Annotated in this window: 10 protein-coding genes and 1 rRNA gene; 5 read left to right on the top strand and 6 right to left on the bottom strand. The window is 47.4% G+C overall.

Features of this window, described 5'->3' with window-relative positions; genetic code table 11:
• Nucleotides 1-538: 538 nt before the first annotated feature.
• A complete protein-coding gene (locus HGH92_RS33095; protein WP_168875147.1) occupies nt 539-1471 on the top strand; it encodes a GlxA family transcriptional regulator in 933 nt (310 codons plus the stop codon).
• Nucleotides 1461-2642: a DJ-1/PfpI family protein gene (locus HGH92_RS33090; protein WP_168875146.1), complete on the top strand. Its 1182-nt coding sequence runs from the start codon at nt 1461-1463 to the stop codon at nt 2640-2642. Before HGH92_RS33095 ends, HGH92_RS33090 begins: the two co-directional genes overlap by 11 nt.
• A 77-nt stretch (nt 2643-2719) precedes the next feature.
• Here HGH92_RS33090 and mnmE read toward each other — a convergent pair whose 3' ends face one another.
• From mnmE to HGH92_RS33065, 5 genes are all read right to left on the bottom strand, one after another.
• A complete protein-coding gene (gene mnmE / locus HGH92_RS33085) occupies nt 2720-4099 on the bottom strand; it encodes a tRNA uridine-5-carboxymethylaminomethyl(34) synthesis GTPase MnmE (RefSeq protein ID WP_168875145.1) in 1380 nt (459 codons plus the stop codon).
• A gap of 101 nt (nt 4100-4200) precedes the next feature.
• Nucleotides 4201-5037, bottom strand: coding sequence for an energy transducer TonB (locus HGH92_RS33080; protein ID WP_168875144.1), 837 nt, complete (start codon nt 5035-5037; stop codon nt 4201-4203).
• 52 nt (nt 5038-5089) lie between these two features.
• Nucleotides 5090-5677: an ExbD/TolR family protein gene (locus HGH92_RS33075; RefSeq protein WP_168875143.1), complete on the bottom strand. Its 588-nt coding sequence runs from the start codon at nt 5675-5677 to the stop codon at nt 5090-5092.
• A gap of 65 nt (nt 5678-5742) precedes the next feature.
• Nucleotides 5743-6405: an ExbD/TolR family protein gene (locus tag HGH92_RS33070; RefSeq protein WP_168875142.1), complete on the bottom strand. Its 663-nt coding sequence runs from the start codon at nt 6403-6405 to the stop codon at nt 5743-5745.
• 58 nt (nt 6406-6463) lie between these two features.
• The gene (locus tag HGH92_RS33065; protein WP_168875141.1) at nt 6464-7318 is read right to left on the bottom strand and encodes a MotA/TolQ/ExbB proton channel family protein; all 855 of its coding nucleotides are present in this window, start codon (nt 7316-7318) and stop codon (nt 6464-6466) included.
• Nucleotides 7319-8073: 755 nt separating this feature from the next.
• On the opposite strand from HGH92_RS33065, the gene HGH92_RS33060 reads away from it, so the two are divergent.
• The 3 genes from HGH92_RS33060 to HGH92_RS33050 all read left to right on the top strand — a co-directional run bounded on the left by HGH92_RS33060 (nt 8074) and on the right by HGH92_RS33050 (nt 12663).
• Complete coding sequence (locus tag HGH92_RS33060) at nt 8074-10626, top strand: zinc-dependent metalloprotease (RefSeq protein ID WP_168875140.1); 2553 nt, start codon at nt 8074-8076, stop codon at nt 10624-10626.
• A gap of 146 nt (nt 10627-10772) precedes the next feature.
• Nucleotides 10773-11807, top strand: coding sequence for a LacI family DNA-binding transcriptional regulator (locus tag HGH92_RS33055; protein WP_168875139.1), 1035 nt, complete (start codon nt 10773-10775; stop codon nt 11805-11807).
• A 37-nt stretch (nt 11808-11844) separates the two neighbouring features.
• On the top strand, nt 11845-12663 hold the full coding sequence (locus HGH92_RS33050) for a hypothetical protein (protein WP_168875138.1): 819 nt from the start codon (nt 11845-11847) through the stop codon (nt 12661-12663).
• A gap of 149 nt (nt 12664-12812) precedes the next feature.
• Here HGH92_RS33050 and rrf read toward each other — a convergent pair.
• Nucleotides 12813-12924: ribosomal RNA gene (gene rrf, locus HGH92_RS33045) — 5S ribosomal RNA — on the bottom strand.
• Between the last annotated feature and the right edge of the window lie 4 nt (nt 12925-12928).

The raw sequence follows: 12928 nt of genomic DNA, 5'->3' as shown, positions 1-12928 counted from the left end.
TTAGTTAAACGTTTTAGCTAAAAAATTAAAAAAAAAGTGAGTCACTTTTTTACTTTGCTCCGAATGCTCTTTCACTTCTTTCTCAAACCTATATAAAGTTTTTTACGTGACGTAATTTTCAACCAATTTTTTTGGAAAGAGGTCAATATAGAATTGATTTTTATCAAAATAAAATCATTAATATGGTCTATACACCTGGTATGGTGGGAAGCATTCAAAAAAATGGGCCACGCCTGTAGAAACCAGGCATGGTCCTCTATTAGTTTTTTCAGGGATTTACATCAGCTTTCAGGTGTGCAAAAGTCACCGAAAGCAGCCTATGATGGACGCATTCCTATCAACGTTTCGCACTTGGGAATGGAGGTTTCAGGCCGACACATTTTTACTGCCTGTTTTTTGCGGAAATGTTATCGCCTTTTTGCAGATAAGCATTCCCCCCGGACAGAACCCGGTCGCGGTTTGCTTCGCCATTCAGGCATGGCTCAATATGACGCATCATTGTCCTTTACGGAAAGTGTAACAAGACTACTTTTGTGAGATGACTAAAAAAATTGCTTTTATCCTGCCTCCGCTTGTGGAGCTCTTAGATCTGGCGGGGCCCGCCCAGGTATTCAGGGAAGCTAGTCTGATGGGCGTTGAAATTGACATAGCATTTTATGCTATAGACCAGCAACACGATACCGCCGTGGGGTTGCCTTTGGGAAAAATCAGGAATTACCGGAAAGCGATACTGGGGAAAGGTGATTTTCTTTTCATTCCCGGGTTCTATTTTGAAGGCCTGAAAAGACGCCCTGACATTGAAGCTTCCTTCTTTCGCTGGCTAAGCGATTGTGCCGCCCGGGAGGTTAATATCTGCTCGGTATGCAATGCGGCCTTCATCCTGGGCAGCGCCGGATTACTGGACGGCCGTGACTGTACCACTCACTGGAGGAGCACGGACCTCCTGCAAAACATGTTCCCTAAAGCCCGTGTACTGACCAATGTGTTGTTCGTCAAAAGCGGAAATATCTATACCAGTGCGGGCATCAGCTCCGGAATTGATATGGCCTTGTCCATCCTGGAAGAATGGCAGGGGCCATTACTGGCTAATCAGGTCTCCAGGGGATTAGTGATATATCACCGTAGAGGCGCTAAACATAGCCAACAGCACGTCTACCTGGATTACAGGAATCACATCAACCCAAAGATTCACCAGCTGCAGGATTATATGATCAGCCATCTGGACCAGTCCCTGACAGTAGAGCGGTTGTCAGACCTTTTTAACAGCAGCCCCAGAAACCTCACCAGGATTTTTAAAGAAGCCACAGGCATAACAATCAACGAATATCTTACCCGTCTTCGGCTCGAAAAAGCGCTCACCCTTCGTAATAATCCTGAATACACCATGACTAAAATAGCCTCGGAATGCGGATTCAAATCTGCCCGGCAATTACAAAGAATACAAAAAAAACATCGCAAAAGTGAAAAATAATAAAGTGACTTACTGCATCCTCCTGATTACTGCTATGACCACGATCTGGCTTTTTCACGCCTGTGCCCCTGTCCGGGAGTTTACGAGATGGAAAACATTTAATGGTCCTTCCACTTTCAGCGACCAACGTCCGGGCTTTGACTCCACCAAAAAGACTGTATTACTTATCGCAGATAATGAGGGAACTGAGATCTTCGACCTGATGGCACCATATTACCTGTTCAGCGCCACCGGGATGTTAAATGTGTATGTTGTCGCCCCCAAAAAAGAGCCGATTATCATGCGAAAGGGGCTTTTTCTCCTGCCTCATTTTTCCTTCGATGAATTCGATTCCACCGGCATCAATGCCCGGGTGATCGTTATTCCTAATTTGTCTGCGATGGATGCCCGCCATCAAAATCCAGCGATTATTAATTGGATCAAAAAACATTATCATGATACCACGATCATGCTTTCTGTTTGCGATGGCGCGTTGACAGCGGCGGCCACCGGTATTTATGATGGTAAGCCGCTTACTGCCCATGCATCTGATTTCAATGCTATCCGAAAGCAATATGATAAGCCGTTATGGGTTAACAATATTCGGGTAACTCATAGCGGAAACTTATACAGCACTGCGGGGGTCTCTAACGCTACTGACGGCGCGTTGTCCATCATTGACACCCTTTTCGGTCGTCAAACGATGTTACGGGTAAGCCAGTTAATCCACCACGCCCCGCCTGCTGAACAAATGGCACATAAGAGTATTCCCATTAGTTTCAGTAATAAAATAACCATCGGCAGAAAAGTTCTGTTTGGAAAGAACAGACAGGTCGGAGTATTATTACAGGATGGTGCAAATGAGCTGGAGCTGGCTGCAATATTAGATACGTATAACCGGACCTTTCCTAAATCGCTGGAAAGTGTAGCGTTGAAAAGTAGTATTACCACAGCCTATGGGCTCACGTTATTACCCACTACCAGTCTGGATAAATTTCATCCGGATGAACTCCATGTTTTAAACCCGGATAAACTTCCAGCGAAAATCACGTCTTTAGTTGATCGTTCGGTAGTGGTCAGTTATGACCGGCAGCAGCCTTTGTATATTATTGACGCTTGTCTGGACCGGATTAACCGGCAATATGGGTACAGTTACACCGACGTGGTGAAACGTTTGCTCGATTATAATTGAGTTCTTAACGTATGGGACAAGTAACACCCGCCGTCATAGCACATTATAAAGAAAGAAAAACAAATGAAGGAAGGTAGTTACTTTCCGATACAAAACTTACTGAAAATATAATCCAGCCTGTCTTCATTCGTCACTTCCCCGGTGATTTCACCAAGATAATGAAGTGCGCGTCGTATGTCCAGTGCCAGCAGGTCTCCTGGCAGCCCGTTGTCCATCCCGTTTTTCACATCCAGCAGTGACTGTTGCACTTCCTGCAAGGCGGCATGGTGCCGGGCATTGGTGATGATGGTATCTTCTGTATTGATATCGCCTGCCATCACTTTCTGCACCAGTTTATCTTTCAGGTCCTGGATATGTTCATGGTTTTTGGCGGAGATAAAAAGGATGGGAAGGCCGTCGAATTTGGCGCGGGTAGCGGCTTCTCCGGTGACATCAGTTTTATTGCCGACGAGGAGGAAGTTGATATTGTCTGCTTCGAAAGACTGCACCTGTTGCCGGATATCTTCGGCGGAGAGTTCGTTGACGTCGAAGAGGTAGACTACCACACCGGCTTCACGGATTTTCTCCATGGTTTTTTGTACGCCGATGGTTTCGATGGTATCGGCGCTGTCGCGGATACCGGCGGTATCGATAAGGCGGAAGAGGATGCCGTCGATATTGAGGACTTCCTCGATGGTGTCGCGGGTGGTACCGGCGATATCGCTGACGATGGCCCTGTTCTCATTAAGAAGTGTATTGAGCAAGGTCGATTTGCCGGCGTTAGGTTTCCCAACGATAGCGGTGTTGACGCCATTTTTGATGACGTTGCCCATACGGAAGGAGTCGATGAGATGGCGGATAGTGGTGGCGGCGTTGGTCACCAGTTCATACAGGCGGGTCCTGTCGGCAAATTCCACATCTTCCTGGCTGAAGTCCAGCTCCAGTTCAATAAGCGCAGAGAAGGTGATGAGTTGTTCGCGAAGGGTGTGCAATTCTTTGGAGAAGCCGCCGCGCATCTGCTGCATCGCTGTCTGATGGGAGGCAGCGGAATTGCTGGCGATCAGGTCGGCTACGGACTCGGCCTGTGTGAGGTCCAGTTTCCCGTTGAGGAAGGCGCGCTGGGTAAACTCGCCGGGTTTGGCGAGACGGGCGCCTGCTGCGATGGTGGCTTCGATGATTTGTTGTTGTATATAGGGCGAACCGTGGCAGGAGATCTCTATAACATCTTCTCCGGTATAGGAACGGGGCCCTTTATAGAGGCTGACCACTACTTCATCGATCACGTGACCGTTATGTACGAGGCTGCCGAAATGGAGGGTATGGCTGGCCTGCAGCAGCAGGTCTTTACCAGGGAAGAGGGTGTTGCAGATAGGAAATGCCTGACTGCCGCTAAGCCTGATAACGGCGATAGCGCCAAGTCCCGGCGCGGTGGCGACTGCCACAATGGTGTCATCAAATCCTGTTAATTTTCCCAGCATACCGGTACGAGTTTTTTTACGAAAGGCAAAGGTACTAAAAATCAAAAGCCCCGTTTCAAGTAGCTTGAAACGGGGCTTTTGTGTAATATCTCGAAGCAGTACTACTCTTGCAGTGTAAAGCGGATCGGGAGGTTGAACTGTACAGAAACCTGGCGGCCGTTTTGCTTACCAGCTTTCCATTTAGGCATGGTTCTTACCACGCGGACAGCTTCTTCTTCCAGACCGCCACCTTTTGCAGCGCCTACTGTTTTCACATCTTTGATGTTACCTTCTGAGTCAACTACGAACTGTACGAATACAGTACCGGAGATGCCGTTTTCCTGCGCAACGCGTGGGTAACGGATGTTTTTGCTCAGGTATTTGGCCAGTGCGTCCTCACCACCCGGGAAGGTAGGAGGCTGCTCTACGAAAGTGAAGATCTCTTCTTTTGCAGGAGCAGGTGGCGCTTCTACCACACCAGTACCTTTACTGTCTTCCAGCAGGCCCGCATCGATACCGTTCGGGTCACCTTCCACAGTTTTAGTGCTGATGGATTTTTCTTTAATATCTGCCTGTTTTGGCGGTTCTTCGTCCGGTGGTACTTCGTTATCTTTCTTGATCACCGGAGGAGTGAACTGCACTGAAGGTTTAACCGGCGGCGGTGGTGCCGGCGGCGGAGGAGGCGGTGGCGGCGTTTTCGGATCATCCGGAAGTTTCACGTCTTCCATCTTGATCTCCTGGATCACCGGCTTCTTGTTGTTGTCACCTTCAGAAGCTTTTACGTAGTTGGTGATGATATAAGCCAGGAAGAACACGACGAACAAAGACACGGTACCCAGAATGGCATTCCGCACCCGCGCGTTATACTTTCTCCTCAGATCATAAGCCCCATAATCCTTGTTCCTGCCTTCAAACAGGATATCAAGAAAATCGGACTTTAAGACTTTAGCTGAATCCATTGTTAATTGTAATTTTTATATGGATGCAAAAATTTGATTAATTCCACAAAAGCTATTTAACACCGTTAGCAGCTTCTGTCTGCTTGATCCATGTTTTGTCCTGGTCGCTGATGTCAACAGTCGCATAACGCTGTATGCGGTTGATGGCCATCTCGTCCAGAATGTCCACGAAGTTGGCGTAAGTTGCGTCGTCGTCAGCTTTGATGATGACAACCACATCTTCTGGTTCTCCTTTTGCATTCCTCATTTTGGACACTTCATCCCTTTTCTTGATGATCTCATCGCGGATACCTCCTTTGTTGGCAAAGGAACTTGCTTTGAAGAATTCCGGATTTGCTGATGCATTCGGGTCTTGTGCCAAACCTTCGTAATAGTATACTCTGTTATCTTTTCCCAACAGGATGGTCAGCGCAGTACTTTCTTTTACTTTGTTCTGCTCTTTCTCATCCTTGGTATCTTTTGGCATGATCAAGTCCATGGTTTTGGGCTTGCTCATTGTAGTGGTAAGCATGAAGAAGGTAATCAGAAGAAAACCCAGGTCCACCATCGGAGTCATGTCTACGCGTGTAGATTGTTTCTTCGATTTCGTTCCACCGTGTTTCTTCCCACCACCACTACTGCTGGTATCCATTTCTGCCATAGTAGCTCTTTTTTTCGTTTTTAAATCAGTAGCCTTCCAGGCCAGGAAGTTATTGCTACCGTTTACTACTCTTTCTTCTTACCGCCAGCCTGCTCTTCCTGCCATGCGGCAGTACCTTGAGGGGCTGCTTTCAGATTTGTTACCAGGTTGAGCTTCTGGATATGTTTCTGTTTGAACGTTTCCAGAATTTCCTTGATCTTGGGATAAGGAGTGGCGTTGTCTGCTTTGATACAGTATTTCACCTTGTTGATGCTACCTTCCTGCGCAGCCATGCCGTACTCAATCCAGGTCTTTAATTCATTGTTAGCGGAATCAGTAGGGATTCCCTTATCCAGACCTTGTTTCTTACGCTCGTCTTCAGAAAGAGACAGGTAATTTTTCAGGTCTTTGAGCGGAGTACCAACGCTGGCGCCGGTGACAAAGCTTTTCATTTCTTTGTCAGACAGACCAAGCTTGAACTGTGAGTTCAGGTCCTCGATCATTTTTTTTCTTTTGGGCTGGCCGTCCATGCTGAAAAACACCCTGCCGTCCTTATCTACTGTGAATAATAACACATCAGAATCAGGTAAAAGAGTAGTGTTGATAGAAGACGGGGTAACTACCGTTACCGGTTCGTCCGGTTTGAACTTCGTTGCCAGCATAAAGAAAGTTAAGAGCAGAAAAGCCACATCACACATTGCTGTCATGTCAATAGCCGTGCTTTTCCTGGGCATTTTAACTTTAGGCATCTTTACTTTTTTTATGGTTTACTTTAATTAGATTCAAAACCGCTTAAATTCCACAAAATTATTTGTGGTTGGCAGCAAAGCTCTGTGTTAAAGTAAAGCCGGACTCGTCAATAGCATAAGTGATGCCATCGATGTTGGTAGTAAAGTAGTTATACATGATGATCGCGATAGCGGAAGTACCGATACCCAGAGCGGTGTTGATCAACGCCTCGGAGATACCTAACGCCAGCTGTGCAGAGTCTGGTGCACCACCGGAAGACATCGCAGAGAACGCTTTGATCATACCCAATACTGTACCGAACAGACCCAGCAGGGTTGCTACGGAAGCAATGGTAGACAGGAACACCAGGTTCTTTTCCATCATTGGCAGTTCCAGAGCGGTAGTTTCTTCAACTTCGTTTTTAATGGTCAGGATTTTCTGATCTGTGTCCAACTCAGAGTTGGTCATCATTTCTTTGTACTTTTTCAGACCAGCTTTCAGTACGTTACCAACGGAACCTTTTTGTTTGTCACACTCAGCTAAAGCTGCGTCAACATTTTTGTTAGCCAGGTGATATTGTACTTTACGTACCAGCTCAGAACCGCTGAATTTACCTTTAGCTTTAGACAGGTACAGGAAACGCTCAATTACGAAAGTCAGACAAACGAGCAATACAGAGATCAGGATAGGTACCACATATCCACCTTTGTAAACGGTGCCAAACCACTTGCCAATACCAGAATCAATTGGGTGACCATCTGGGTTATTACCTTGGAAGTTGGCTGGATTACCTAATACAAAAAAGAAAAACAGAAATCCTATCACTAAACAGATAGGCACAGCCAACGCCGCGAACAGGTTGGACGACTTTTTAGGTTGATGAGAAGAAGCCTTAGCTGTAGCTGCAGTCACAGTTGTTTTAGTCTCAGCCATGTTGATTGAAATTTTAGTGTTAAAAATTAAACTATTGTTTGTTAGAAGTTACGATTTACAATTTCTCATTGTGGAATGCTTCCCAGCACTCAATTTACTCTTTAATTTACTCTTTAATGAGCGATTCGCAAAGTTATAAGGTTGGCCCAAAAAAACAAGTGCAGCCCAAAAAAACCCACAAAAATTAACCTTACACCACAAAAGCCCTACCACAGGGCTTTTCAACCACTTGTTTTTTGTTTTGAGCAAACACTTACATCAGCAAATAACCAATAATATGCAGTCCTCTAATTTGTTACTGTCCCAAAAATTTGAAAGCGTTTAATTTTTTTCAAAGTTGGACGCACAATTTAAGAAAAAATTCAAATGTTCCAACAGAAATCTTACAAATCTGAGAACATATTTATTCCCGCGCCAGTCAACACTTTGAGACACCGCTAATTGGTTTTAGCTTACCCGCCTGCACACTTTTTCCCCTATCCCCTCTTCAAATTCAACACTGTAGCGACATCGCTTCTATCCTCCCCTTTTATTGCTATATAAAAATATTATATGCTATAACAATAAATGATTACATAAAAAAGTTGGTATGGCAACTACTGTGCTAACTTCCATCACCGCCTTTAACCCGCCTTTTTTCCATTCCTACGCCCTTTCACACGCTTATGGATTTTCCTCATAAGTTAATACTTTATGTACGTAATTGCAATCCCATTTAAAAAAAAACGAACGTTACACAAAAACCAATCAATCAAATGTACAAACCACGCCACCTGAAACTGATGCTCGCAGCGGCCGGTATCGCCTGCCTCAGCACATCCGTTTCTACCCCCGCTGCGGCCCAGCGGAAAAAGAAAAACGCCACACCGCCAACTACTACCGCCCCGGCTAAAGACACTACCGCCAAACCTCCCATGATCAAACCGGGCCCCAAACCCGCTGTCAAACCCTTCGCGGAAGTTATCAACGATAAAGCCACTGCAGATTCCGGACTGTTCAATGTGTACAAACAGGATGACCGCTACTTCTTCGAAATAGCCGACTCCCTCCTCGGCAGAGACGTACTCGTAGTCAACAGGATCTCCAAATCCGCCGCAGGCCTGCGCGCGCAAATGATGGGCTTCTCCGGAGACATCATCGGCGAAAACGTGATCCGCTTCGAAAAAGGACCTAACAACCGCATCTTCCTTAAAAATATCTCCTACTCGGAAGTATCAAAAGACTCTACACAGCCCATGTTCACCGCTGTGATGAACTCCAACCTCCAGCCTATCGTAGCAGCTTTTGATATCAAAGCATTCTCTAAATCAGGCCACGGCAGCGTAATCGATCTCACGGAATATATCGCCGGCGATAACGATATCCTCTTCTTCGACGGCATGATAAAAAGCATGCTGAAGCTCGGTGGCGCTCAACCGGATAAATCCTACATCTCCGATGTAAGGTCCTATCCCATGAACACTGAAATCAAAACCGTTAAAACATATTCCCGCATGGGAGGCCCGGCTGCCCCTGGTATGCCGCCCGCTCCGGGAGGCTTCGCTACTGTTGAGCTCAACAGCTCCATGGTCCTGCTCCCCGCCGTTCCCATGAAACCACGCTACTTCGATCCCCGTGTAGGCTTCTTCACCACCGGTGTGACAGACTTCGACGCCGATCCGCAAGGCGTGAAAAGACTCCAGATGATCACCCGCTGGCGCCTCGAACCCAAACCGGAAGACATGGAAAAATATAAACGCGGTGAACTCGTGGAACCACAGAAACCTATCGTGTTCTATATTGATCCGGCTACTCCGGCCAAATGGCGTAAATATCTTATCATGGGTGTCAATGACTGGCAGTCCGCCTTCGAGGAAGCTGGCTTCAAAAATGCCATCATCGCTAAAATGGCCCCCACCAAAGCGGAAGACTCCACCTGGTCCATCGAGGATGCCCGCTTCTCCGCCATCGTATACAAACCGTCTGAAGTGCCCAACGCCAGCGGCCCCCATATTCACGATCCCCGCTCCGGCGAAATCCTGGAAAGCCATATCAACTGGTACCACAACGTGATGCGCCTGCTGCGTAACTGGTACTTTGTACAGGCTTCCCCTAACGACCCTCGTGCCCGCAACATGCAGTTCAGCGATGAACTGATGGGCGATCTCATCCGCTTCGTTTCTTCACATGAAGTAGGCCACACTCTCGGCCTCCGTCATAACTTCGGCTCCAGCTCTACTTATCCAGTGGAAAAACTACGCGATAAAGAATGGGTGAAAAAGAACGGCCATGCTGCTTCTATCATGGACTACGCCCGCTTCAACTACGTGGCGCAACCAGGTGACGGCATCTCCGGGGCCGATCTTTACCCACGTATCAACTATTACGATAAATGGGCTATCCAATGGGGATATCAGTTGCTGCCCGATGCTAAAACACCGGAAGCAGAAACACCGGTCCTCAATAAAATGACAGTGGAAAAACTGAAGGATAAAAAATACTGGTTCGGTACCGAATCCAATCCTAACGATCCGCGCTCACAAAATGAAGACCTCGGCGACAATGCCATGAAAGCCAGCACCTATGGTATCAAAAACCTGCAGCGCATCATGCCTAACCTCCTCGCCTGGACACGCGTCAATAACGAAGGATACACCAACCTCTCTGAACTGTATAAAGAAGTGGTTTCCCAGTTCGGCCGCTACATGGGCCATGTTACCAAAAATGTGGGCGGTATCTACGAAACACCTAAAACAGTAGAACAGGAAGGCGCTGTATACGAATACGTTCCAAAAGCCACGCAGAAAGAAGCGGTCCAGTTCCTCTCCCAGCAACTGTTTACCACGCCTAAATGGCTGGTCAACCAGGACCTCCTCAGCCGCATCGGCGGCGACGGTACAGCACTGGTCATGTCCACACAGGCGCCGGTTCTCGGCAGACTGCTCTCTGTTAATACACTCAATAAACTGAGCGCAGGCGAAGCCGCCCTGGGCGCTGCTGCCTACCAGCCACTGGAAATGCTCAACGACCTGAAGAAAGCCATCTTCACGGAAGTATATGCGCACCAGGCGGTAGACAACTATCGCCGCAACCTGCAACGTACTTATGTTGACAACCTGACGGGTATGCTGGCCCCTGCTGCACCAAGCCCGATCCCTGGTTTTGGCGCTCCTGACGCGTCCCGCTCAGATGCTGCCGGTATCGCCCGCGCACAACTTTCCTCGCTCAGAACTGACCTCCGTGCGGCTGCCGCCTCCGGTGATGCGATGACCCGCAATCACTATCAGGACCTCATCGCACGTATTTCCAAAGCGCTGGACCCTAAATAACGGATAAGTATATACGAAAAATACAGAATCCCCTTCCGTCTTCCGGAAGGGGATTTTTCATTTTGCATCTCCCCCGGGCAGCTGTACATATTATTGCGGAAATTGCTTAATATAGCTTTACCTTTAATACAAATACAGCCTCAAAAGTGAAAGAGCGTACCAATAAAATAACGATATACGACATTGCTCAGAAACTGAATTTGTCCGCGTCCACGGTGTCACGCGCTTTGCAGAACAATCCGCTGATCAACGAGGAAACCCGGGAAAAAATTCAGGCGACAGCCATGGATATGGGCTATGTGCCCAACTGGATAGCATCCAGCCTGCGTAAAAAACGCTCCAACATCATCGGGCTGATCGTACCACGTACCTCCATGTACTTCCAAAGTACCGCCATCAGCGGTATCCAGCATGAAGCACACAAGTACGGCTTTAGTATCGTAATCGGTCAATCCGATGAAACAGTGGCCATGGAAAAGGAACTGGCGCACACCTTCTACTCTCTCAGGGTAGACGGCTTGCTGGCGGTAGCTTCCATGTTCACCACCAACTTCGACCACTTCAGCCCTTTTATAAAAAACAATATTCCCCTTGTATTCTACGATCGCGTACCGGTAGACTTTCCAGGCTACAGCATCACCGGCGATGACTTTAAAGGCGGCTTCCTGGCCACGGAACACCTGATCAAACAGGGCTGTAAAAGGATTGCGCACTTCTCCGGCCAGCTTACCTGTAACCTTTACCAGCAAAGACTTTCAGGATACAAAGAAGCGCTTGCCAAATACAACATCCCCTATGATGAACAACTGGTATACATCCATAACCTTACCATGGATGCCGCTGGTCAGGCCGCAAGGGAGTTATTTGATAAAGGAAACCTGCCCGACGGGTTGTTTGCTGCCAACGACAGCTCTGCTGTAGCTTTTATCCAGGAAGCCAACAAACGGAACATTGCCGTTCCCGGGCAAATAAAGGTGGTAGGATACTCGAATGACCTCTCCTCCCGTATTATCTCCCCTTCGCTCACAACAATCGAACAATCGGGCTATAACATGGGTCAAAAGGCAGTGGAGACCATCGTGAAACTAATCAACCATGAAGAGAACAGTAAGGTCACCAAAAACTTTGTTTTTCCGGTAGAACTTATCCAGCGGGAATCAACCATGGTCCAAAAGAACTGATACGCAACCATCATTAGCAAACAATACCTGCAACTTTATGAAACCTAGTTATCTCGCGGGCCTGTGCCTGTACGCGGCCATAGGGCTTACTTCGTGCAGCAAACACATTTATGCCCCTAATGCTGCCAACGTGCCGCTCCTGAAGGAGAAAAACGAATTCAAGGCCAGTATTACGCCTTATAACCTGCAAACAGCTTTCGCCCTGACCAACAACATCGCGATCATGGCCAACGGCCACTATGTGTACCAGGTTAATCCCGGAGTGGAAAATTATCCTTCTGACGACCTGTTCATCAACGGCGATCTCCGTGGTGGCATGGGAGAAGGCGCTATCGGCTTTTTCAAGCCGCTGGACCCGAAGAAAAGAATGGTCTTTGACGTGTTTGCAGGCGGTGGGGCCGGAAGCTTCAGAACGTTAGCTTCCGGTGCCGATGCGGAAGGCGTTAACCGCGAAGATTACCGTTTACGCAACAGGTTCTCCAAAATATTCATCCAGCCGAGTATCGGTTTCGTACATCCCGTTGTGGAAGCGGCTTTCAGCAGCCGTTTTTCCTGTGTGAATTTTTATGATACCTATATGGGCCCCCGGGCATTTGAGAACGATGCCACTGCTAAAAGCGATTTTGTACGTATTGCGGATAAACCCACGGTATTCTACGAACCTACTTTTACAGTAAGAGCAGGCTACAAGTACGTCAAATTCCAGTCGCAGTTATTGATTGCCGTTCCGCTGACGGAAGACAATACGCAGTATAACCGGATGAACAACTATTTCCAACCAGTAGTTTTTTCCATGGGCGTATCAGTAAATATTGCGCACTGGTATGATGATTTCAGAAAAGACAGGAGAAGATAACCTTTTGATTTTTACTTTAGGTAGATAGATTGCCCACCGGAACAGCTGTTTTCGGTGGGTTTATTTTTTGGGGGTGTGGCAGTCAGGCTATAGGAAGATATAAAAACAAAAAAGCCCTGATGTATGAACACCAGGGCTTTTCTTAATAAATATGGCAGCTACCTACTCTCCCGCATGATAGTGCAGTACCATCGGCCATAAGGGGCTTAACTTCTCTGTTCGGAATGGGAAGAGGTGAACACCCTTGGCAAAACCACCATAAGAT

This window comes from Chitinophaga varians (assembly GCF_012641275.1).
GTDB classification, from domain to species: Bacteria; Bacteroidota; Bacteroidia; order Chitinophagales; family Chitinophagaceae; genus Chitinophaga; species Chitinophaga varians_A.
This window is presented reverse-complemented; position numbering and strand designations above follow the sequence as displayed.